This window comes from Pseudomonas sp. Pse35 (assembly GCF_024519715.1).
Classification (GTDB): Bacteria; Pseudomonadota; Gammaproteobacteria; order Pseudomonadales; family Pseudomonadaceae; genus Aquipseudomonas; species Aquipseudomonas paracarnis.
Genome location: NZ_JALJRP010000005.1, coordinates 185,440 through 205,904 on the forward strand (window position 1 = coordinate 185,440; position 20,465 = coordinate 205,904).

Consider the following 20,465-nt stretch of genomic DNA (forward strand, 5'->3'; position numbering starts at 1 on the left):
TTACGGGAGGTCAGTGACAGATGTACCACGGGGAACGATTCAACGCCTGGAGCCATTTGCTCGGTGCAGTCGCGGCCTGTATTGGCGCCGTGTGGATGTTGGTAGTGGCGAGCCTGGACGGCAGCCCCTGGAAGATCGTCAGCGTGGCGATTTATGGCTTTACCCTGATGGTGCTTTACAGCGCGTCGACGGTGTACCACAGCGTGCGAGGCCGGCGAAAAGCGATCATGCAGAAGGTCGATCACTTTTCCATTTACCTGTTGATAGCCGGCAGTTATACGCCATTCTGCCTGGTGACCCTGCGCGGGCCGTGGGGCTGGACGTTGTTCGGGATTGTGTGGGGGCTGGCGGTGATCGGCATCCTGCAGGAGATCAAGCCGCGTTCGGAGGCGCGGATTTTGTCCATCGTGATCTACGCCGTGATGGGCTGGATCGTACTGGTAGCGGTCAAGCCGCTGATGGCGGCGTTGGGTACGGCAGGGTTTATCTGGTTGGCGTCCGGTGGGGTGCTGTACACCGTAGGCATTATCTTTTTTGCCCTGGAGGATCGCTTGCGCCATTCCCACGGCATCTGGCATTTGTTTGTGATTGGCGGCAGCCTGCTGCATTTCGTGGCGATCATGCATTACGTGCTCTGATTGTGGGAGGGGGCAAGCCCGGCTCCCACACTTAAAGGCGTTCCAGTAGCACCTGGGCGCGGCGACCAAAAATCTCTAGCAACTTGGCCAGCATATGCGGTGGAGGTTCGTTGGCACGGGTCAGCGCGTAGAGGGTGATCGGCAGCGGCGGGGTGAGCGTTCGGATATGGGTGGTGGCCGTTGAAGCACCCAATGCTGTGAACGGATCGATCACGGTCAGGCCCGCGCCGGATTCGACCATCGCGCGGGCCAGTGAATAGGTCTGCACCGAGATCGTCACGCGTGGTGGCGGGTCGACGCTTTCCAGATAACTCTCCAGCTTGGCGGCCAGCGGGTCAGCGCTGGAGAGGCCGATCAAGGGCGCGCCGGCCAGTTCGGCCAACGGCAGGGGCTGATGCCGTTCGGCATCGGGCCAATAGCCTTTGGACGCCAATGCCACCAACACCCCGTTGGCCAATACTTGAGTGGTAAGCCCCGGATGCCCGGAAAAGTTGAGCGTCAGCGCCAGGTCGATCTCGCGCATCAACAGCTTTTGCACCAGCTCGTGGCTATGGTCACTGGACAGTTCACAGGCAATGTCCGGGTAATCGCGCTTCCATTCCAGGACCGCCGGCGGTAGCAGCGCCAGCGCCAGCGCCGGGATTGCGCCGATGCGAATGCTTTGTCCCGGTTCGCGGCGCAAACTTTTCGCCAGGCGCCGCACGCCTTGCAGGCTTGCGCTGACTTTCTCGACTTCGCGTTCCAGCGCCAGGGCTTCCGGGGTGGGTTGCAATTTACCCCGTACCCGCAGGAATAACGCAAAGCCCAACTGCAGCTCGGCGTGCTGCAGCACTTTGGTCACCGCCGGTTGCGAGACGTGCAGCAACTGCGCGGCGGCACTGATGGAGCCGGTCTGACGGATGGCCTGGAAGATTTCGATATGACGCAAGCGCATGGCGAGTCCCATAACCTTTGTTTATAGGTGAGCCATCTTTATTCATTGTCGGTGACCTGTCACCTGGCTCTACGCTGAGCGCTCTTAATCAACGGTTGGGGGCTGGGATGGCCAGGCAGGTTTGCATCATCGGCGGTGGGGTTATCGGCTTGGCCAGCGCTTATGCGTTGGTGCGGGCTGGCCATGAGGTCACGCTGATCGATGCCCGTGGCACCTTGGGCAGCGAAACCAGTTTTGCCAACGGTGGGCAACTGTCCTATCGCTATGTTGCGCCACTGGCCGACGCGGGCGTGCCCTTGCAGGCAATCGGGTGGTTGCTGCGGGGCGACTCGCCCTTGAAGTTGCGACCCCGCCTCGACCCACAGCAATGGCGCTGGATGGCGGCCTTTATCGGCGCTTGCCGAGGTTCGGTCAACACGCGTAACGGTGCCCATCTTCTGCGCTTGGCTACCCTGAGTCAGGGCACGTTACAGCAGTGGCGCGAGGATGATCGCCTGGGCGGCTTCGACTGGCGGCGCAACGGCAAGCTGGTGATGTTTCGCAGTACCAGCACCTTCGAACATGCCCGCGCCAAGGTCACAAATTTCCTGCAGCAACAGGTGTTGTCGTCTGTTGAGTGCGCTCGCCTGGAGCCCGCACTGGCGGCCGGTGGCTTTGTCGGCGGCATCTACACGCCGAACGAGGAAGTGGGGGATTGTCACGCTTTTTGCCGGCAATTGGCGGCCCGGCTTGAGGCGTCGGGGCGTTGCAGGTTCTTGCTCGGGCGCAAGGTCACCGGGCTGCGCCATGCTGGCGGTGCGGTGCAGGCCATCGAACTGGGTGATGAGGTGATGCCAGTCGAGCAACTGGTCCTGGCGGCCGGTTATCGCAGCGCTGAGTTGGCACTGCCGGGGCTGTCACTGCCCTTATACCCGCTCAAGGGCTACAGCTTGAGCGCACCGATTGGCCCGCAACACAAGGCGCCGAATGTGAGCATCACCGACTACGACCGCAAGATCGTCTACGCGCGCCTCGGCGAGCAACTACGGGTCGCGGCCATGGTGGATATTGTGGGATTCGATGCCGGCCTTGAGCCTTCGCGCCTGGCGTTGATAAAGCGCCAGGCAGTAGAGACATTTCCCCATGCAGCTGACTACGTACACGCGCTCGAATGGGCTGGCATGCGCCCGGCCACGCCAACGGGCGTGCCGCTGATTGGCGCCAGTCGCTATCGCAACCTGTGGCTGAACCTAGGCCACGGCGCGCTTGGCTTTACCCTGGCCTGCGGCAGCGGCCAATTGCTGGCCGAATTGATCGACCAGCGCACCCCTTCCATTGATATGCAGGGCCTGACGCCCCGCGCCGCTTGAGGATGCAGCCGTGACCATTACCCGAATCAACAGCAACGAACGACTCAGCGGTGCCGTGACGTTCAAGGAACTGGTGTTCCTTTCGGGCCAGGTGCCGGGCGACGGCCTGGATGTGGCTACCCAGACCCGGGAAGTGCTTGCCAGAATCGACACGCTGTTGGCCGAGGCGGGCAGCGATAAGGACCACTTGCTCAACGCGACGATCTACCTGAAGGACATCGCTGCCGGTTTTACGCCGATGAATGAAGTCTGGTCCGCATGGCTCTCGCCAGGCATGGCGCCCACGCGCACTACCTTGCAAGCAGAGCTGGCGCGGCCGAGTGTGCTGGTGGAAATCAGCGTGATTGCAGTCCGTAAATAACCTCAAAGACCCACGGAGAATAACAATGAAAACAATCCTGTTGACCGGCTGCGCGCTGGGGCTTTTGTTGAGCGCACAGGCCCATGCAACCGAAGCGCCACTGGAGGGCACTTTGAGCAAGATCGCCAGCGCCAAGTCCATCACCCTTGGCTACCGCGATGCGTCGGTGCCGTTTTCCTATGTGGGGGATAACAGTGGTAAACCGATGGGCTACTCGGTGGACCTGGCAAACAGGATTGTCGAGCGTATTCAGCAGAAAACCGCAGTGGGCGACCTCAAGGTGAAGTACAACCTGGTGACGTCCCAAACCCGCATCCCGCTGGTGCAGAACGGCACTGTCGACCTGGAGTGCGGCTCCACCGGCGTGACGGCTGAGCGCCAGAAGCAGGTGGCATTCTCCTACGGGTTTATCTATGTAAAGGGCCAGTTGCTCACGGCCAAGGACAGTGGGATCAAAGGCTTTGCCGACCTTGCGGGCAAGAATGTGGTGACCACTGCCGGCACCACCAATGAGCGCTTTCTCAAAAGTTATAACGCTGAACACAAAGCCAATATGTTCGTGATCAGCGCCAAGGACCATGGCGAAGCGTTCAAGATGCTCGAGACTGGCCGGGCCGTAGCGTTCTATATGGACGACGCGTTGCTCTACGGCGAGCGCGCCAAGGCCAAGGACCCGCATCACTGGGTGGTCGTCGGCGAGGAGCAGTCGCGGGAGATCTATAGCTGCATGGTGCGCAAGGATGACCCGCAGTTTCTGGCTGTGGTCAACGAAACCCTGGGCGATCTGTACCGCTCGGGAGAGATCAACGGGATTTACCAGCGCTGGTTCGAGCAGCCGATTCCGCCCAAGGGCTTGAACCTGGAGTTCCCGATGACCAGCGAGTTGAAAGCGATCATCGCCAAGCCGGTGAGTGACCCAGTGGAGTAAGCCTGGGGTGACCCGATAAAACTGTAGGAGCTGGCTTGCCTGCGATAGCGGTGGTTCAGGCAGTTAATTTACAACTGACAGACCGCTATCGCAGGCAAGCCAGCTCCCACAGTTGATTGGGTTTACAGGGTGAGGTCAGAAGTCGCCCCAGAGTTGTTGGGCGACGGATAGTGCGACGACGGGCGCGGTCTCGGTACGCAACACCCGCGGGCCGAGGCGAGCGGCGTGGTAGCCGGCGCCCTGGGCGGTCTCGACTTCATTGTCGGTGAGCCCACCCTCGGGGCCGATCAAGAACGCCAGGCTCGATGGCTTGGCGTGGCTGATCATCGGTTCTGCCACCGGGTGCAGCACCAGCTTCAAATCCGCCTCGGTTTGCTTGAGCCAGTCTGCCAGCAAGAGCGGGGGATGAATCACCGGCACCGTCGAACGCCCACATTGCTCACACGCACTGATTGCCACCTGGCGCCAGTGCAGCAAGCGCTTGTCGGCGCGTTCGTCTTTGAGGCGCACTTCGCAGCGCTCGCTGAAGATCGGTGTGATGGCATTGACGCCCAGTTCAGTGGCCTTCTGGATCGCCCAATCCATGCGCTCGCCCCGGGACAGGCCCTGGCCGAGGTGAATATGCAGGGGCGATTCGGCCTGGCCGGCAAAGCTATCCGTGAGTTGCACGGTGACGCGTTTTTTACCGACTTCCAGCAAGGTGCCACGAAACTCCTGGCCGGAGCCGTCGAACAATTGCACGGCATCGCCTTCACTCATGCGCAGCACACGGCTGATGTAATGCGCCTGGGCTTCGGGCAGTTCGTGGTCACCGAGACTCAGCGGGGTGTCGGTGAAAAAGCGGGACAGTCTCATGTCTGTTCTCTGAAGAGGTTGTTTATGTAGGAGCGAGGGGGACGCCTAGTTCTTGCTCGCGAAAAATGTACATCCGACGCAGCGGTGCGCCTGGAATGCCTTCGCGAGCAAGCTCGCTCCTACAAGGATTTCGGCAATCAACCCGGATCACGGAAGCCCGGGTGAAAATCTTTGGGCACCGCCACACTGACCTTGCTGTTGGTGGCGATATCTATCCCCTCGCTGGCCACCTCGGCCAGAAAGTCGATCTGCTCCGGGGTAATCACATACGGCGGCAGGAAATACACCACGCTGCCCAGTGGCCGCAACAGCGCCCCGCGCTCCAGCGCGTGCTCGAAGACCTTCAGGCCACGGCGCTCCTGCCACGGGTAGGCGGCCTTGGTGGCTTTGTCCTGCACCATCTCGATGGCCAGCACCATGCCGGTCTGGCGCACTTCGGACACGTGAGGATGGTCGACCAAGTGCGCGGTGGCGGTCGCCATGCGCTGGGCCAGGGCCTTGTTGTTTTCGATGACGTTGTCTTCTTCAAAGATATCCAGCGTCGCCAACGCTGCCGCACAGGCCAGCGGGTTGCCTGTGTAGCTGTGGGAGTGCAGGAAGGCACGCAGGGTCGGGTAGTCGTCGTAGAAGGCGCTGTAGACCTCTTCGGTGGTGACCACGGCGGCCAGTGGCAGGTAACCGCCGGTGAGCGCCTTGGACAGGCACAGGAAGTCCGGGCGGATGCCGGCCTGTTCACAGGCGAACATGCTGCCGGTGCGGCCAAAGCCCACGGCGATCTCGTCGTGGATCAAGTGCACGCCATAGCGGTCGCAGGCTTCGCGCAGCAGCTTGAGGTACACGGGGTGGTACATGCGCATGCCACCGGCACCCTGGATCAGCGGCTCGACGATCACGGCAGCGACGGTGTCGTGATGCTCGGCCAGGGTCTGCTCCATCGCCAGGAACATGTTGCGCGAGTGTTCTTCCCAGCTCATGCCTTCGGGGCGCAGGTAGCAGTCCGGGCTCGGCACCTTGATAGTGTCGAGCAGCAACGCCTTGTAGGTCTCGGTAAACAGCGGCACGTCGCCCACCGACATCGCGGCGATGGTTTCGCCGTGGTAGCTGTTGGTGAGGGTGACGAAGCGCTTTTTGTTCGGCTGGCCGCGGTTGAGCCAGTAGTGGAAGCTCATCTTCAGCGCCACTTCGATGCAGGACGAACCGTTATCGGCGTAGAAGCAGCGGGTCAGCCCTTCGGGCGTCATCGCGACCAGGCGTTCGGACAGCTCGATCACCGGTTGATGGCTGAAACCGGCGAGGATCACGTGCTCCAGCTGATCGACCTGATCCTTGATACGCTGGTTGATCCGCGGGTTGGCGTGGCCGAATACGTTGACCCACCAGGAACTGACGGCATCGAGGTAGCGCTTGCCTTCGAAGTCTTCCAGCCATACGCCTTCACCGCGCTTGATGGGCACCAGGGGCAATTGCTGGTGGTCTTTCATCTGGGTGCAGGGATGCCACAGCACCGCGAGGTCGCGTTGCATCCACTGGTTATTCAAGCCCATCGGTGATCTCCTCGAAGCGGTCCTGCGGCGGGCGCAGGCGAAACAATCGCGCAAGCCTATGCAATGGTGGCTTGGGTCACAAGCCATTGTGGGGAAATTCGCGGTAAATGCAGGACGGTCTGTCACGTTTCCCAGGGATAGTCTTAATCCCTTGTTAATTTATGATGCCTAGCCTCGTTATCGTATTTTTCGATATTTCAAAGCAAAATTTTCCGCTTTAATTCGATAGGTAAAGCGCTAGTCTTGGGCACAGTTCTTACGGGATTAAGTACATGCAGCTACGTAATTCGCCGGCCCGCTATGGTTGGGTCAGCATGGTTCTGCACTGGGGCGTAGCCCTGGTGGTGTTCGGTTTATTTGCCCTGGGCTTGTGGATGGTCGGACTCGATTACTACAGCGCCTGGCGCAAAGATGCGCCCGACTTGCACAAGAGCATTGGCATCACGCTGTTCGCCATCATGCTGGTGCGGATCGTCTGGCGCCTGGTCAGCCCGCCGCCGCCACCACTGGCCAGCTATAGCCGCATGACGCGGATCGGCGCCGCGTTTGGGCACGCGTTCCTTTATGTCGGGCTGTTTGCCGTGATGATTGCCGGTTACCTGATTTCCACCGCAGACGGTGTCGGTATCCCGGTGTTTGGCCTGTTTGAAATTCCTGCCGTGGTTTCCGGTCTACCGGACCAGGCAGATACCGCCGGTTGGGTGCATCTGTACCTGGCCTGGGTGCTGGTGGTTTTCGCCGGCTTGCACGGTGTGGCGGCACTGAAACACCATTTTATCGATCGTGATGCGACCCTTGCGCGAATGCTGGGACGCAAAGCCTGATGTTCAACCTCGACTCACAAGGAATAGAAAGCATGTTGAAAAAAACACTCGCTGCGCTGGCAATCGGTTCTGCCCTGCTGTCCGCAGGTTCGGCGATGGCCGCTGACTACGTGATCGACAAGGAAGGCCAGCACGCCTTCGTCGATTTCAAAATCAGCCACCTGGGTTACAGCTACATCACCGGTACCTTCAAGGACCTGGATGGCAAGTTCAGCTTTGACGCCGCCAAGCCCGAAGACGCCAAGATTGAAGTCAACGTGCGTACTGCCAGCGTGTTCTCCAACCACGCCGAGCGCGACAAGCACGTCAACAGCAAGGACTTCCTGGAGTCGGGCAAATTCCCTGATGCCAAGTTCGTTTCCACCAGCGTCAAGCCAACTGGCAAAAATGCTGATGGCAAGCTGACTGCTGATGTGACCGGGGACCTGACCTTCCACGGCGTGACCAAGCCGATCCTGGTCAAAGCCACGTTCCTGGGCGAAGGCAAGGATCCATGGGGCGGCTACCGTGCCGGCTTCGAAGGCACCACCAACATCAGCCGCAAGGAATTCAACAAAGACGGCATGGACGTAGGTCCACAGTCTGACAACGTGCAGTTGTACATCACGTTTGAAGGTGTGAAAGCGAAGTAATGCTTCGTATGTAGGAGCGAGCTTGCTCGCGAAGGCCGCAAGGACACCGCGTTAAACCAGGATGCCCGCGTTATCGTTGACGACCTTCGCGAGCTAGCTCCTACAGGCAAAAAAAACCCGTATCTCACGATACGGGTTTTTTTTATGCTTCGCGGTTGCGAGTCAGCAGCGCTGGTTTCTCACCACGAGGGCGGCCTGGCAGTTGATCCAACTGCTCAGGTGTCGGGAAGCGATCCGCTTTCGACTCCTTGTGGATGATCTTCGGCGCCGGGCCACCCCGTGGGTTTTGTACTGCAGGCTCGGACGAGCGAGGCTGATCGTCACGGGCAGGGCGGCGGTTGTTGCTGCGTGAATCTTCGCGACGGGCCTGGCCGTCACGCGGTGCGCCATTGCGCGGGCCGCTGCGCTTGGCAGGCGGGGTACCGGTGGTGCCGCCGCTGCTGTTGCGCGGGGCGTTCTGGCGACCGCCCTGTGGCTGGCCGCTACGTGGAGCGCCTGCGCCCTGGGCAGGAGCCCCTGGGCGACGGCCACGGCCCTGGGCCGGTTTGGCCTGGGGCACGTAGTCGACGCGGTTACCGAAGTTATCGATATCGTCGTCAAGGAACTCGTCCGGGGCGCGGTCGGCCGCGGCGCGTGGCGGCTGGCTCGGCTGGCGCTGTTCGCGGGCCGGGGTGCCTTCACGGGGCTTCTGCTCACGGGCCGGGCGTTCGCCACGGCTGCTGGTCGCGGATTTTTCCTTGCCCTTGTCCTTGCCTTTGTCGCGACGACCACCGCCACCACCGCCGCCGTTCGGGCCATCGCCCTTCGGACCACGTGGGTTGCGCGGGTTGCGCACATCCGGACGCTCGCGCGCTTCTGGCTTCTCGGCCTCCACGGCGCTGGCATCGAAGCCCATCAGGTCGCCATCGGCGATTTTCTGCTTGGTCATGCGCTCGATGCTTTTCAGCAGTTTTTCTTCGTCCGGCGCGACCAGCGAAATGGCCTCGCCCGAACGACCGGCACGGCCCGTACGGCCGATACGGTGCACATAGTCTTCATCGACGTTTGGCAGCTCGAAGTTGACCACGTGTGGTAACTGGTCGATATCCAGGCCGCGTGCGGCGATATCGGTGGCCACCAGGATACGCACGCTGCCGGCCTTGAAGTCGGCCAGGGCTTTGGTGCGCGCGTTCTGGCTCTTGTTGCCGTGGATGGCGACGGCGGTGAGGCCGTGCTTGTCCAGGTACTCGGCCAGGCGGTTGGCGCCGTGCTTGGTGCGGGTGAACACCAGCACCTGTTCCCAGGCACCCTGGGTGATCAGGTGCGCCAGCAGCGAGCGCTTGTGGCTGGCGGCAAGGCGGAACACGCGTTGCTCGATACGCTCGACCGTGGTGTTGGGCGGCGTGACTTCGATGCGCTCCGGGTTGTGCAGCAGCTTGCCGGCCAGGGCGGTGATGTCGTTGGAGAACGTTGCCGAGAACAGCAGGTTCTGACGTTTGGCCGGCAGGCGGGCGAGGACCTTTTTCACGTCATGGACAAAGCCCATGTCGAGCATGCGGTCGGCTTCGTCCAGCACGAGGATTTCCACGTGGGACAAATCGACGCTGCCTTGGCCGCACAGGTCGAGCAAGCGACCCGGGCAGGCCACCAGTACATCGACGCCACGGGACATGGCCTGAACCTGAGGGTTCATGCCGACGCCGCCGAAGATGCAGGCGCTGACGAACTTCAAGTCGCGGGCATACAGCTTGAAGCTGTCGTGCACCTGAGCGGCGAGTTCGCGGGTTGGGGTCAGGACCAGTACACGCGGTTGGCGCGGGCCGTGACGTTGGGATTTGTCCGGGTGACCGTTGGGAAACAACCGCTCCAGGATCGGGAGGGCGAAACCGCCGGTTTTACCAGTACCTGTCTGAGCCGCGACCATCAGGTCGCGACCTTGCAACACGGCGGGAATGGCCCGCTGTTGCACCGGAGTAGGCTCGGTATAGCCCGCTGCCTCGATGGCGCGGACTAAAGCCTCGGAGAGACCGAGGGAAGCAAAGGACATGAGTAATCCTGTTTTAGTTAGGGCTTGGCCCAAAGGGATAATCTTGCCGGGCGTGAATGGCGCTTAGGGGAGCGCAACCCCGTCCGGTCCTGCTGCGTCTGGCGGGCACTCCACCGGCTCGCGCGGGCTGCAAAGCTGCGCAGTAGCTGGGTTGGGTGCCGTTTTCAAGACCCGAGCGGCCGGGCGTAAGCCTGGCGGAAAGGCCGCAGTATAACAGAGCAATCACTGCGCGCTGCTTTCCTGCTGCTCAACGGCGTGTTCGGGGGCTGGTATGGGTGCCGTTTGCTCGTGCATCCGGCCATATTTGGCGCTCAATGTGGCATAGGCGGGCTCTTGCTTGAAGCGCTTGAGCTCGGCGGCAAAGCGTTGCACCAGCAGGTCCATGCCTGCGCCACGGCGTACCGCAAGAAATTGCTGCTGGCGGCTGACCACCACCGATGCCTGGCTGACTTTACCTTCCAGGCCCAGGGCCTTGAGCACGTGGTGCCCCACGCGCCGGTCAGTCACCACCATATCGACGCGCCCCAGCATGAGTTTGCCAAAGTTGGCTTCATGGCTGGGGGCGGGTTCGCGCTGGAAGGTGTTGGACTTACTGAACGCGTCGCCATAAAGGTAGCCAGGGGAAACGCCAACGGTCAGGCCGCGCAGGTCGTCGAGCGTGGCGGCGGGGTGAGGGCGTTCGTTGGCATAGAACAAGACAAATTCGACTTCCGACAACGGCTCGCTGGGATAGAGCAGCAACGCGTCGCGCTCCTGGCTGTGAAAGATATCCAGCGCGCCGTCGGCGTGGCCCTGCTCGAGCATCGCCAAGCAGCGCTTCCAGGGCAGGAACTGCCATTGCACCTCCACCCCCAGGCGCTGGAACACGATCAGGGTGGTTTCATAATCCAGGCCGGCCATGGTGCCGTTGTCTTCGTAGACATAGGGCGCCCAGGGTTCGGTGACAATGCGCAGTTTCTCGCCATGAGCGGCCAGGCTCAGGCAAGAAAACAGCACAGCGGTCAACAGCTTGAAGAGGACGGGCATACCCTGAGGTTACGACGCTCCCCGAAGAAAGAGAAGCTCTGGCACGCGCATTGGCGGGCGGTCTTACTTCGCGGGAGCGTTCAGCAGGTGTTCGTGGATCGCGGCCCGGCGCTCACCCAGAATCAAACGCACCACGGGGTTGGCGAACCAGTGTTCCAACTGGTGGGCATCAATCGGGCGCTTCTGGCGTTCTTCCTGGTTTTGTCGGGCCTTGTCCCACCAAACCGGGCCGCACGCCTGGTCGAACTCGTTTTCGTGTTCGTAGCAGCCGTAGAGAATCTCGCGGATGAACTGTTGCTGATGCTTGGGCAGCAGCAGGGTGATCAGCTTGTACATCAAACGCTGCAAACGCGGCGGGCGCGGCAGGTGCGAGGAGACTTGGCGCGTATCGGCCAGGGCTTGCACACTGGTGGGCGCGCTGGCGTGCTTGGCGATCCACGCCTTGACCTTGGCCCGGAACAGCTGTTTGCGGCTCCAGTAATGGTGGATCAGGTCCGGGCACTCGCGCACCTTGAGGGTACGGTAGGCGGCGATGGACAGGCAGAACTCTTCCAGGGTGTAGGCGCCCTGGGCGTGGGGGAACAGTTCATCCATCAATTCGATGGAGCGGTCGAGGATGTGCGCATCCTGTTGGGTCAGGCCCATGACGCCGGAGTTGAGGGTCATCATGTCATCGTCGGCCACGCCCATGTCCAGCAGGCGCTGGCGCAAGGCGGTGTAGAGGATGCTTTCGTGATTGTCGCCGTACTTGGTGTAGAAAGCGTTGCACAGCAGGGTGCCGGGCTGTACGCGTTCGAACAGGGCCATGGGCGAATGATGGAAGAAGGTGTCGGTGTCGATGAGCAGTGCTACCGGGGATTCTTGCAGCACCTGGCGCAGCACCACGTGTTTGGTACGAAAGTGATAGCCGTGGGGCTCGCTCCAGCGTTTGCGGGTGGCCTCGTCCAGCGGGCGGACGCGCACCGGCAGCAAGCGATAGGGTTCGGGGTTGTCGCTGAATACCTGAATGTCGATGTTCGCGTCCGGCGTGTCCTGCAGGAATGCCAGTGCGCTGGCGATGCTGAATACGGCTTCCTGATGGTAGGTGTCGGCGCCGAAGACCAGGTAGACCAGTTGCGGGCGGGACGTCGAGGGCACTGTATTCATGGACTGCGGGGTTCCGTGGGTAACGTAAAACGACAAAGGCCCTCGTCAGAACGAGGGCCTTGGTACAACCGGTCAAGCGTTAACGTGGCAGCTTGAGGTTGTTCCAGATGGCAAGGCTGGGTTCAGCCTGGTTCAGGGTATAGAAATGCAACCCTGGTGCACCACCTTGCAACAATTGCTCACACATCTCGGTGATGACCTGCTCGCCGAACGCCTGGATGCTTTTGACGTCATCGCCATAGGCTTCCAGTTGCTTGCGCACCCAGCGCGGGATCTCGGCACCGCAGGCGTCGGAGAAGCGCGCCAGCTTGCTGTAATTGGTGATCGGCATGATGCCCGGCACGATCGGGATGTTCACGCCCATCGCCCGTACACGCTCGACGAAGTAGAAGTAGCTGTCGGCGTTGAAGAAATACTGGGTGATCGCACTATCGGCGCCGGCATTGGCCTTGCGCACGAAGTTCTGCAAATCGTCTTCGAAATTGCGCGCCTGGGGGTGCATCTCCGGATAAGCGGCTACTTCGACATGGAAGTGATCGCCACTTTCTTCGCGGATGAAGCTCACCAGATCGTTGGCGTAGCGCAGCTCACCGCTGGCCATGCCCATACCCGATGGCAGGTCGCCACGCAGGGCAACGATGCGCTTGATGCCGGCGGCTTTGTATTGGGTCAGCAGGCTACGCAGGTCGGCCTTGCTGTCGCCCACGCAGGACAAATGCGGAGCGGCGGGAACTTTGACTTCACTTTCAAGCTGCAACACGGTGTTGATCGTGCGATCACGGGTCGAACCGCCAGCGCCGTAGGTGCAGGAGAAGAAGTCAGGGCTGAAGCTGGCCAACTGCTTGGCAGTTGCCATCAGTTTTTCATGCCCAGCATCGGTCTTGGTCGGGAAGAACTCGAAGCTGTAGCGACGGTCTTGGGACATGGTCATACCCTTGGAAACTCGAAAGCCTGGAAGGCATACACAATCGATGCGGGTGCCTGGCTTTCTGTGGGAGCTGGCTTGCCTGCGATAGCATCCGCTCGGTGTTACTGGAACACCGAGGCGTCTGCATCGCGGGCAAGCCCGGCTCCCACAGAAGAGCCGGCGCCAGCAAGGCCGATCAGTAGCGGTAAGCGTGCGGCTTGAACGGGCCTTCAACCGTCACGCCGATGTAGTCGGCCTGGGTCTTGGTCAGTTGAGTCACCACGCCGCCGAAGCCGCGGACCATTTCCAGGGCCACTTCTTCGTCGAGTTTCTTCGGCAGTACTTCCACAGTCAGGCGCTCGGCTTTCTGGGCTGGCGACAGGTCGGCGTACTTCTGTTCGAACAGGAAGATCTGCGCCAGCACCTGGTTGGCGAACGAGCCATCCATGATGCGGCTTGGATGACCAGTGGCGTTGCCCAGGTTCACCAGGCGGCCTTCGGCCAGCAGGATCAGGTAGTCATCGTTCTGTGGGTCGAAATCACCAGCGCCGGTACGGTGAACCTTGTGTACCTGCGGCTTCACTTCTTCCCATGCCCAGTTCTTGCGCATGAAAGCGGTGTCGATCTCATTGTCGAAGTGACCGATGTTGCAGACAACGGCGCGCTTCTTCAGGGCCTTGAGCATGTTCGCATCGCACACATTCACGTTACCGGTGGTGGTGACGATCAGGTCGATCTTGCCCAGCAGGGCTTTGTCGATGCTGGCTTCGGTGCCGTCGTTCTGGCCGTTGATGAACGGCGAAACCACTTCGAAACCGTCCATGCAGGCTTGCATGGCGCAGATCGGGTCGACTTCGGAGACCTTGACGATCATGCCTTCCTGACGCAGGGACTGGGACGAGCCCTTGCCCACGTCACCGTAGCCGATCACCAGGGCTTGCTTGCCCGACAGCAGGTGGTCGGTGCCGCGCTTGATCGCATCGTTCAGGCTGTGACGGCAGCCGTACTTGTTGTCGTTCTTGCTCTTGGTCACCGAGTCGTTGACGTTGATGGCCGGGATTTTCAGCTCGCCCTTGGCCAGCATGTCCAGCAGGCGGTGTACGCCGGTGGTGGTCTCTTCGGTCACGCCGTGGACGCGGTCGAGGATCTGCGGGTATTTCTTGTGCAGCAACTCGGTGAGGTCGCCGCCGTCGTCAAGGATCATGTTGGCATCCCAAGGCGCGCCATCTTTGAGGATGGTTTGCTCCAGGCACCACTCGTACTCTTCTTCGGTCTCGCCTTTCCAGGCGAATACCGGGATACCGGCAGCAGCGATAGCGGCAGCGGCCTGGTCTTGAGTCGAGAAGATATTGCAGGACGACCAACGCACTTCGGCACCCAGAGCAACCAGGGTTTCGATCAGCACGGCAGTCTGGATGGTCATGTGGATGCAGCCGAGAATCTTGGCGCCCTTGAGCGGCTGCTCAGCGGCGTACTTGCGGCGCAGGCCCATCAGGGCTGGCATTTCGGATTCGGCGATAAAGGTTTCGCGACGGCCCCAGGCAGCAAGGGACATGTCGGCGACTTTGTAGTCGTTGAAATCTGCAGGCGTCATTACAGCGCTCATAGAGAGCCTCCATTCGTAGTGTGCGAATGGGCGCCGTTGTGCGTTTAGTATCAGGCCAGGGCAACCAGGCCGGACAACGCCCCATCCGAGCCTGACAGGTTGAACCTGCTGCAGCGCCCCTCGGACAGGTGGCGGGAGAACGGTATCAATCGAAGATGACCGTTTTGAAGCGGAGGCGATTATAGCCGTGTAAGCGGCACTTCCCAAGCCTTTCTGTCGGCGGCATGAAGATCGTTCATGGGCTTGATAGCTAATGGTTCATAGAGCTTGGGTCCTTGCTCTGCCATGATGTTGCCTATCATTTGGCAAGACGCTTTGGAGTGACCATGAACTTCCACACCCGCAAATGGGTAAAACCCGAAGACCTCAACCCCAACGGCACACTGTTCGGCGGCAGTCTGTTGCGCTGGATCGACGAAGAAGCGGCCATCTACGCCATTGTCCAACTCGGCAACCAGCGCGTGGTCACCAAGTACATCTCGGAAATCAACTTTGTCAGCGCCTCGCGCCAGGGCGACATCATCGAGCTGGGGATCACGGCCACCGAGTTTGGTCGTACCTCTATTACCCTGACCTGTGAAGTGCGTAACAAGATCACGCGCAAAAGCATCCTGACGGTAGAAAAAATGGTCTTCGTCAACCTCGGCGAAGACGGTTTGCCCGCGCCTCACGGCCGTACAGAGATCAAGTACGTCAAGGATCAGTTCCAGGAAGACGGCCTCAGCGAGTAATCCCGCGCAGGACCAGTGAACGCTCTTCATCAACCATAGGTCGTACCTGAACATCGCCCCCCGTTCAGGTATCACCATGGCTACGCAAGAAGACGGCAAGACCCCCAACCTGTCCCAGGAAGAGCAGCAGGACGTCGACAAGAACCAGCCGCCCCGCGCAGCGGTATTGCACGAAATCATTCGTACCCAGGGCGACCAGGAGCTGGAGCGCAGTGTCGCCGCGTTGTGGTGGTCGGCATTGGCAGCCGGGCTGACCATGGGTTTGTCACTGATGGCCATGGGGCTGCTCAATTCACGCCTGCCTGAGGGCGAAGCCTTCAAGGTAATTGCCAGCTTCGGCTACTGCGCGGGCTTCCTCGCGGTGATCCTGGCACGCCAGCAACTGTTTACCGAAAACACCCTGACCGCCGTGCTACCGGTGATGAGCAAGCCAACCCTGGCGAATGCCGGGCGTCTGTTGCGGCTGTGGTCAGTGGTGCTGGTGGGCAACCTGTGTGGCACCTTGCTGGTGGCATACGTGATGCTGCACCTGCCGATCTTCGATACCAAGACCGACCTGGCCTTCCTCGAGATCGGGCGCAAGGTCATGGAGAACGACCCCGCGCAGATGTTCGCCAAGGGCATCGTCTCCGGTTGGATGATCGCCACCATGGTCTGGATGATCCCGTCGATGGAGAGTGCCAAGCTGTGGATCATCATTCTGATCACCTACTTCATGGCTCTGGGTGACTTCACCCATATCGTCGTCGGTTCAGCCGAAGTGTCCTACCTGGTATTTGCCGGCGAGTTGCCATGGAAGGATTTCTGGCTGGTCTTCGCCGGGCCGACCCTGGCCGGCAACATCATCGGCGGCAGTTTCATCTTCGCGTTGATCAGCCATGCGCAGGTTCGCAGCGAAAGCAGCCTGCCAGGTAAAAAGGCTGCGGACCCGAGGCATCCGCAGCAGATCAACAAGGATCAGTGATGCTCAGGCGTGGCCTGGAGTTCGTCCCGGGTCACGTGCTTGACCAGCTTGCCGATGCTCAACCCCTGCAACAGGATCGAAGACAGCACCACGATGTAGGTGATGCTCAGCAACAAGTCACGCTCCGGGCCCAGAGGCAGGGCCAAGGCCAGTGCCACCGAAACCCCGCCGCGCAAGCCACCCCAGGTAAGGATACGGATAGTGCCGCGCGGTACCGTGCGCCAACGGCGCAGCAACAGGATCGCCGGGGCCACGGTCAGCAGGCGCGAGAGCAGGATCGCCACTGCCAGCAGGCTGGCCGCGAACACGTGCAGCCAGTTGAATGGCAATAGCAGCAGCTCCATGCCGATCAGCGCAAACAGCAAGGCATTGAGCATGTCATCGAGCAGTTCCCAGAAACCATCCAGGTAGCGACGCGTCATGTCGTTCATCGCCAGTTTGCGCCCCAGGTTGCCGATGATCAGCCCCGCGACCACCATCGCAATCGGTGCGGACACATGCAGCTCCGAGGCCATGGCCGAGCCGCCGATCACCAGGGCGAGGGTCAGCATGACTTCGATCTGGTGCTGTTCGATGCTCTTGATCATCAGGTACACGAGATAGCCGATCAGCCCGCCAAACAGCACGCCGCCAATGGCTTCGTGGGCAAACAGCATGGCCGTGGCGCTCACGGTGGGCGTCTCACCCAACTGCGCGATACCCAGCAGCACGGTAAACACCACCACGGCGGTGCCGTCATTGAACAGCGATTCGCCGACGATGGTGGTTTTCAGCGGTTTGGAGGCATTGGCGGTCCGTAGCACGCCGAGCACCGCAATGGGATCGGTAGGGGATATCAGGGCACCGAACAGCAGGCAGTAAAGGAAACTCACGTGCCAGCCAAACAGGGCGAAGATGTAGTACGCCAGGCTGCCGATGACCACGGTGGCGATCAATACGCCAAAGGTTGCCAGCAGGCCGATGGGCCAGCGGTAGCTGCGCAAGTCGTTCAAGTTGACGTGCAAGGCGCCGGCGAACAGCAGGAACGACAGCATCCAGTTCATCAGCAAATCGCCGAAGTCGATCTGGCCGATCAACTGCTGGATACGTTCTTCCAGGCCTGGGTAGCCGAGCACGCTCAGGCCTTGCAGGATCAGCGAGAACAACAGTGCGGTGACCATCACGCCAATGGTGGGCGGCAGGCCGATGAAGCGGAAGTTCACATAAGTGAGCAGGGTGGTGAGGCAGATGAAGGCGGCGACAAGTTCAAGCATCCGGGGTCCTTGGAGCAGGGAAATATAGGCGCACGGGGTGCGTCGAATCGGTAGTTAGTATAAACAGGTGCTGTTACATGACGTATCAATTAAGGAGGTTCTGGTGGTAGCGACAGCCCTGGTGCTGGTAGCGGCGCTGTTGCATGCGACGTGGAACACCTTGATCAAGTTCAGTGGCGAGCGCCTTTTAGTCATTGCCTGCATGGACAGTGTGGCACTGCTGTTCGTGGTGTTCGCGGTGGGCTTCGTGTCCTGGCCGCCGCTGGACATCTGGCCGTGGATCATTGCTTCTGCGTTGTTTGAGTTGCTCTATCGCTATTTGTTGATCCAGGCCTATCGGGTGGGTGACCTGGGCCTGGTGTATCCGTTGATGCGCGGTTTGTCGCCGCTGGTGGTGCTGGTGCTGACCCTGGTGTTTGCCGGCGAAGTATTGAATACCCAGCAGATTCTGGGGATTCTGCTGATTCCGTTCGGCATGGTGTGCCTGCTGTGGCAGGGCGGCGGCGGTGACCGGTTGCCCTGGTCGATGCTACCGGTGGTGGTATTGATTGGTCTGTGCATCGGCTGCTACACCTTTCTGGACGGGCAGGCGCTGCGGCGCTGGTCGCATCCGCTGGATTATCTGGTGTGGCTGACGCTGATCAGCGCCTGGCCGTTTCCGTTGCTGGCGCTGGTGCGCAAGCGTGCGGCCTTCAGCCTGTTCTGGCGCACCCAGTGGCGGTTGGGCTTGAGCGTGGGGCTGTGCGTGTTGTTGAGCTACGCTTTGGTACTTTGGGCCATGCAGTTGGGCTCGATTGCCGAAGCCGCCGCGCTGCGCGAAGTCAGTGTGATTCTGGTGGTGCTGTTCGGCATGCGTTACTTGAAAGAACCTTTTGGCCGTCCACGGCTCATAGCCTGTGGGTTGGTGTTGATTGGCATGTTGGTGATGAAACTCTAACCGTCGGATAAAACTAAAAGGAATCGGTGATGACAGTCGCTTTATGGTGTGTATTGATCGCAATCTTTCTGCCGTACATTTGCACCGGTGTGGCCAAATTCAGCACAGGCAAGTTCGGGCCACGGGATAACCACGACCCGCGTGCCTTCCTCGATAGCCTGGAAGGCGTCGCCAAGCGTGCTCATAGCGCGCAACTCAACAGTTTCGAAGTGACCCCGGCGTTTGCCGCTGCAGTCATCATTGCGCACCTGGCCGGCAACGCCGAACTGGTGACGATCAACGTGCTGGCAGTGCTGTTTATCACCAGCCGCCTGCTGTACATCATTTGCTACCTGGCGGACTGGGCGATCTTGCGTTCGCTGGTGTGGGCCGTGGGTATGGCGTTGATTGCGAGTTTCTTCTTCGTTTCGATGTAAGGGGTGTTGTAGGAACGAGCTTGCTCGCGAAGAACGTCAACGATAACGCGTGCTTCCTGAGTAAGCGCGGCGCCTGTGCGTTTTTCGCGAGCAAGCTCGCTCCTACAAAAAGCGCCAGCGATTGTCAGGTTCCGGCAGGCGCATCCGGCACCTGGGGCAACGCTGCGCCTTTGGGCCACAGCATCCAGATCTGCCCTTGCTGTTTCATATTCCCCGCCAACTCGCCTGCGGCATTGCCTGTGCCCCAGAACAGATCTGCGCGTACTTCTCCGGTGATTGCGCCGCCGGTATCCTGCGCGGCGACAGGGCGTGCCAGTGGCGTGCCGTCTGGTTTGGTGGTCGACAACCACAACAGGCTGCCCAGCGGAATCACCTTGCGATCCACTGCCACACTGTAGCCGGCGGTCAATGGCACGTTCAGCGAACCGCGTGGGCCTTCGTTGCTGTCGGGGCGGGCGCTGAAGAATACGTAGCTGGGGTTGCTCGCCAGCAGTTCTGGAATGCGCTGCGGATGGGCCTTGGCCCAGGCGCTGATGGCGCCCATGGTCACGTCTTCTTTTTTCAGTTCGCCTTGTTCCACCAGCCAACGGCCAATAGGGCGGTATGGGTAGCCGTTCTGGTCGCCGTAACCCACACGCAGTTGACGCCCGCCGGCCAGTTGAATACGCCCCGAGCCCTGAATTTGCAGGAACTGCAGGTCCATCGGGTCGGTCAGCCAGGCGATCGGCTTGGCGGTAGAGCCTTGGCTGTTGAGAGTGCTGGCGTCGTCATACGGCTTGAGCACACGGCCTTCCAGGCGCCCGCGCAGGCGCTTGCCCTTGAGCTCCGGGTAGATGCTGTCGAGGTTGACGACAATCAGGTCGTCCGGCACGCCGTATACCGGCACGTGGGCGGTGGTGGTCTTGGTCAGGCTGCCGGGGTAGACCGGCTCGTAATAACCCGTGATCAAGCCGTTTGGCGTGTTGTTGGCCGAACGCAGGCCGAAGACATCCAGGTGTTCCTTGAGAAAGCTACGAACCGCTACGGCATCGCCCGGTACGCTAGCCGCTGTCGCGCAGGTCGGGCCCCAGATCGGGTCGGCCTTGAGGCGCTGGCAGGCGCTGCGCCAGGATTCAAACCCGGCGAGCAAGTCGCTGTCGGAAACGCTCGGCAGGGCTTCCCACGGTGCGCTCACATAGGTGGCAACGGCGTGAGGTTTTGTTGGCTCCTGGGCAACTTCTTTATCGGTGTCTTTACCGGCATCGCAGCCGGCCAGTAGCGCGAACATTGGCAGAGCCCAAGCCAGGCGGCGGCCCCAGGGTTTGAAGGTGACATTCATGCAAGCAATTCCTGAAACGATTGCCCGCGCTTCACTGCATCCGGGCAACCTTATTATTAATAGGGCTATT

20 protein-coding genes and 1 riboswitch are annotated in these 20,465 nt (G+C 60.6%); of the genes, 10 read left to right on the forward strand and 10 right to left on the reverse strand.

What is annotated here, in order from left to right:
• Positions 1 to 20: 20 nt before the first annotated feature.
• Positions 21 to 638, forward strand: a complete 618-nt coding sequence (trhA, locus tag OC445_RS06600; RefSeq protein WP_003195019.1) for a PAQR family membrane homeostasis protein TrhA — start codon at positions 21 to 23, stop codon at positions 636 to 638.
• A gap of 31 nt (positions 639 to 669) precedes the next feature.
• Here the strand turns inward: trhA and OC445_RS06605 are convergent, their stop codons facing one another.
• A complete protein-coding gene (locus OC445_RS06605) occupies positions 670 to 1,572 on the reverse strand; it encodes a LysR family transcriptional regulator (RefSeq protein WP_034128925.1) in 903 nt (300 codons plus the stop codon).
• Between the two features lie 107 nt (positions 1,573 to 1,679).
• Here OC445_RS06605 and OC445_RS06610 point away from each other — a divergent pair, with 107 nt between their 5' ends.
• Genes OC445_RS06610 through OC445_RS06620 form a run of 3 tightly spaced genes read left to right on the forward strand, consistent with a single transcriptional unit; the run spans position 1,680 to position 4,210 of the window.
• The gene (locus OC445_RS06610) at positions 1,680 to 2,921 is read left to right on the forward strand and encodes a D-amino acid dehydrogenase (protein ID WP_054922343.1); all 1,242 of its coding nucleotides are present in this window, start codon (positions 1,680 to 1,682) and stop codon (positions 2,919 to 2,921) included.
• Between the two features lie 10 nt (positions 2,922 to 2,931).
• Complete coding sequence (locus OC445_RS06615; protein WP_034128923.1) at positions 2,932 to 3,282, forward strand: RidA family protein; 351 nt, start codon at positions 2,932 to 2,934, stop codon at positions 3,280 to 3,282.
• 25 nt (positions 3,283 to 3,307) lie between these two features.
• Positions 3,308 to 4,210 carry a transporter substrate-binding domain-containing protein gene (locus tag OC445_RS06620; protein ID WP_089041465.1) on the forward strand — a complete coding sequence of 301 codons (903 nt, stop codon included), beginning with the start codon at positions 3,308 to 3,310 and terminating at the stop codon, positions 4,208 to 4,210.
• Between the two features lie 135 nt (positions 4,211 to 4,345).
• Here the strand turns inward: OC445_RS06620 and OC445_RS06625 are convergent, their stop codons facing one another.
• Both OC445_RS06625 and OC445_RS06630 read right to left on the reverse strand, forming a co-directional pair.
• Positions 4,346 to 5,065, reverse strand: a complete 720-nt coding sequence (locus tag OC445_RS06625) for a 16S rRNA (uracil(1498)-N(3))-methyltransferase (RefSeq protein ID WP_054897560.1) — start codon at positions 5,063 to 5,065, stop codon at positions 4,346 to 4,348.
• Positions 5,066 to 5,202: 137 nt separating this feature from the next.
• On the reverse strand, positions 5,203 to 6,609 hold the full coding sequence (locus OC445_RS06630) for an adenosylmethionine--8-amino-7-oxononanoate transaminase (RefSeq protein ID WP_034128920.1): 1,407 nt from the start codon (positions 6,607 to 6,609) through the stop codon (positions 5,203 to 5,205).
• A gap of 272 nt (positions 6,610 to 6,881) precedes the next feature.
• On the opposite strand from OC445_RS06630, the gene OC445_RS06635 reads away from it, so the two are divergent.
• Positions 6,882 to 7,433, forward strand: a complete 552-nt coding sequence (locus tag OC445_RS06635) for a cytochrome b (RefSeq protein ID WP_014720299.1) — start codon at positions 6,882 to 6,884, stop codon at positions 7,431 to 7,433.
• A gap of 32 nt (positions 7,434 to 7,465) precedes the next feature.
• Positions 7,466 to 8,065 (forward strand): YceI family protein, encoded by a 600-nt coding sequence (locus tag OC445_RS06640; RefSeq protein WP_014720298.1) that lies wholly within the window; start codon positions 7,466 to 7,468, stop codon positions 8,063 to 8,065.
• A gap of 142 nt (positions 8,066 to 8,207) precedes the next feature.
• Here OC445_RS06640 and OC445_RS06645 read toward each other — a convergent pair whose 3' ends face one another.
• The 5 genes from OC445_RS06645 to ahcY form a co-directional block, all read right to left on the reverse strand.
• Complete coding sequence (locus OC445_RS06645) at positions 8,208 to 10,091, reverse strand: DEAD/DEAH box helicase (RefSeq protein WP_054897559.1); 1,884 nt, start codon at positions 10,089 to 10,091, stop codon at positions 8,208 to 8,210.
• A gap of 222 nt (positions 10,092 to 10,313) precedes the next feature.
• Entirely contained in the window at positions 10,314 to 11,117 is an 804-nt protein-coding gene (locus tag OC445_RS06650) for a substrate-binding periplasmic protein (RefSeq protein ID WP_034128918.1), read from the reverse strand.
• Positions 11,118 to 11,180: 63 nt separating this feature from the next.
• Positions 11,181 to 12,263 carry a hypothetical protein gene (locus OC445_RS06655; RefSeq protein WP_054922347.1) on the reverse strand — a complete coding sequence of 361 codons (1,083 nt, stop codon included), beginning with the start codon at positions 12,261 to 12,263 and terminating at the stop codon, positions 11,181 to 11,183.
• Positions 12,264 to 12,342: 79 nt separating this feature from the next.
• Positions 12,343 to 13,188 (reverse strand): methylenetetrahydrofolate reductase [NAD(P)H], encoded by an 846-nt coding sequence (gene metF, locus OC445_RS06660; protein ID WP_034129073.1) that lies wholly within the window; start codon positions 13,186 to 13,188, stop codon positions 12,343 to 12,345.
• 178 nt (positions 13,189 to 13,366) lie between these two features.
• Positions 13,367 to 14,776, reverse strand: a complete 1,410-nt coding sequence (gene ahcY, locus OC445_RS06665) for an adenosylhomocysteinase (RefSeq protein ID WP_034128916.1) — start codon at positions 14,774 to 14,776, stop codon at positions 13,367 to 13,369.
• Between the two features lie 21 nt (positions 14,777 to 14,797).
• Positions 14,798 to 14,904: riboswitch (S-adenosyl-L-homocysteine riboswitch) on the reverse strand.
• A 198-nt stretch (positions 14,905 to 15,102) separates the two neighbouring features.
• Here ahcY and OC445_RS06670 point away from each other — a divergent pair.
• Both OC445_RS06670 and OC445_RS06675 read left to right on the forward strand, forming a co-directional pair.
• Positions 15,103 to 15,507: an acyl-CoA thioesterase gene (locus OC445_RS06670; RefSeq protein WP_034128915.1), complete on the forward strand. Its 405-nt coding sequence runs from the start codon at positions 15,103 to 15,105 to the stop codon at positions 15,505 to 15,507.
• Positions 15,508 to 15,583: 76 nt separating this feature from the next.
• Positions 15,584 to 16,471, forward strand: a complete 888-nt coding sequence (locus OC445_RS06675) for a formate/nitrite transporter family protein (protein ID WP_034128914.1) — start codon at positions 15,584 to 15,586, stop codon at positions 16,469 to 16,471.
• Here OC445_RS06675 and OC445_RS06680 read toward each other — a convergent pair.
• Positions 16,465 to 17,724, reverse strand: coding sequence for a cation:proton antiporter (locus tag OC445_RS06680; RefSeq protein WP_262020025.1), 1,260 nt, complete (start codon positions 17,722 to 17,724; stop codon positions 16,465 to 16,467). The two genes, OC445_RS06675 and OC445_RS06680, sit on opposite strands and share 7 nt — an antisense overlap.
• Before the next feature lie 103 nt (positions 17,725 to 17,827).
• On the opposite strand from OC445_RS06680, the gene OC445_RS06685 reads away from it, so the two are divergent.
• Complete coding sequence (locus OC445_RS06685; RefSeq protein ID WP_054899037.1) at positions 17,828 to 18,661, forward strand: EamA family transporter; 834 nt, start codon at positions 17,828 to 17,830, stop codon at positions 18,659 to 18,661.
• 29 nt (positions 18,662 to 18,690) lie between these two features.
• Entirely contained in the window at positions 18,691 to 19,077 is a 387-nt protein-coding gene (locus OC445_RS06690) for an MAPEG family protein (protein ID WP_034128911.1), read from the forward strand.
• A 124-nt stretch (positions 19,078 to 19,201) separates the two neighbouring features.
• Here OC445_RS06690 and OC445_RS06695 read toward each other — a convergent pair whose 3' ends face one another.
• Positions 19,202 to 20,395: a murein transglycosylase A gene (locus OC445_RS06695; protein ID WP_054922350.1), complete on the reverse strand. Its 1,194-nt coding sequence runs from the start codon at positions 20,393 to 20,395 to the stop codon at positions 19,202 to 19,204.
• Positions 20,396 to 20,465: the final 70 nt, after the last annotated feature.

Excerpts from the sequence above, each read along its gene's own strand:
- trhA (WP_003195019.1), top strand. The coding sequence starts at position 21 with ATGTACCACGGGGAACGATTCAACGCCTGGAGCCATTTGCTCGGTGCA.
- OC445_RS06605 (WP_034128925.1), bottom strand. The coding sequence starts at position 1,572 with ATGCGCTTGCGTCATATCGAAATCTTCCAGGCCATCCGTCAGACCGGC.
- OC445_RS06610 (WP_054922343.1), top strand. The coding sequence starts at position 1,680 with ATGGCCAGGCAGGTTTGCATCATCGGCGGTGGGGTTATCGGCTTGGCC.
- OC445_RS06620 (WP_089041465.1), top strand. The coding sequence starts at position 3,308 with ATGAAAACAATCCTGTTGACCGGCTGCGCGCTGGGGCTTTTGTTGAGC.
- OC445_RS06625 (WP_054897560.1), bottom strand. The coding sequence starts at position 5,065 with ATGAGACTGTCCCGCTTTTTCACCGACACCCCGCTGAGTCTCGGTGAC.
- OC445_RS06630 (WP_034128920.1), bottom strand. The coding sequence starts at position 6,609 with ATGGGCTTGAATAACCAGTGGATGCAACGCGACCTCGCGGTGCTGTGG.
- OC445_RS06635 (WP_014720299.1), top strand. The coding sequence starts at position 6,882 with ATGCAGCTACGTAATTCGCCGGCCCGCTATGGTTGGGTCAGCATGGTT.
- OC445_RS06640 (WP_014720298.1), top strand. The coding sequence starts at position 7,466 with ATGTTGAAAAAAACACTCGCTGCGCTGGCAATCGGTTCTGCCCTGCTG.
- OC445_RS06645 (WP_054897559.1), bottom strand. The coding sequence starts at position 10,091 with ATGTCCTTTGCTTCCCTCGGTCTCTCCGAGGCTTTAGTCCGCGCCATC.
- OC445_RS06650 (WP_034128918.1), bottom strand. The coding sequence starts at position 11,117 with ATGCCCGTCCTCTTCAAGCTGTTGACCGCTGTGCTGTTTTCTTGCCTG.
- OC445_RS06655 (WP_054922347.1), bottom strand. The coding sequence starts at position 12,263 with ATGAATACAGTGCCCTCGACGTCCCGCCCGCAACTGGTCTACCTGGTC.
- metF (WP_034129073.1), bottom strand. The coding sequence starts at position 13,188 with ATGTCCCAAGACCGTCGCTACAGCTTCGAGTTCTTCCCGACCAAGACC.
- ahcY (WP_034128916.1), bottom strand. The coding sequence starts at position 14,776 with ATGAGCGCTGTAATGACGCCTGCAGATTTCAACGACTACAAAGTCGCC.
- OC445_RS06670 (WP_034128915.1), top strand. The coding sequence starts at position 15,103 with ATGAACTTCCACACCCGCAAATGGGTAAAACCCGAAGACCTCAACCCC.
- OC445_RS06675 (WP_034128914.1), top strand. The coding sequence starts at position 15,584 with ATGGCTACGCAAGAAGACGGCAAGACCCCCAACCTGTCCCAGGAAGAG.
- OC445_RS06680 (WP_262020025.1), bottom strand. The coding sequence starts at position 17,724 with ATGCTTGAACTTGTCGCCGCCTTCATCTGCCTCACCACCCTGCTCACT.
- OC445_RS06690 (WP_034128911.1), top strand. The coding sequence starts at position 18,691 with ATGACAGTCGCTTTATGGTGTGTATTGATCGCAATCTTTCTGCCGTAC.
- OC445_RS06695 (WP_054922350.1), bottom strand. The coding sequence starts at position 20,395 with ATGAATGTCACCTTCAAACCCTGGGGCCGCCGCCTGGCTTGGGCTCTG.